Below are 335 nucleotides of genomic sequence, written 5' to 3'. Positions count from 1 at the left end.
CCGAGATAACAGCCATACTGTTGTTTCATGGTCTGCGAGACAATCGCAAGCACCAGGGAGGATAACGTTGCGTTAGCAACGGCCCGAAGGGTGAGGCGCAGCCGAGTAATCCTCCCGGATGCACCATTTACTATTTTTGAACGCAGTACCCTGATGCATCCGTAGCTCAGCTGGATAGAGTACTCGGCTACGAACCGAGCGGTCGGAGGTTCGAATCCTCCCGGATGCACCATATTCTCCGAGATAACAGCCATACTGTTGTTTCATGGTCTGCGAGACAATCGCAAGCACCAGGGAGGATAACGTTGCGTTAGCAACGGCCCGAAGGGTGAGGC

General features: G+C 54.0%; 1 tRNA gene. It reads left to right on the top strand.

Annotation, left to right across the window (positions count from 1 at the left end):
- Positions 1–155 precede the first annotated feature (155 nt).
- Positions 156–232, top strand: a tRNA-Arg gene (locus tag M8014_RS00080).
- The last annotated feature ends 103 nt before the right edge of the window (positions 233–335 follow it).

Origin of the sequence: Silvania hatchlandensis (assembly GCF_025564065.1) — a bacterium.
Taxonomy (GTDB): domain Bacteria; phylum Pseudomonadota; class Gammaproteobacteria; order Enterobacterales; family Enterobacteriaceae; genus Enterobacter; species Enterobacter hatchlandensis.
This window is presented reverse-complemented; position numbering and strand designations above follow the sequence as displayed.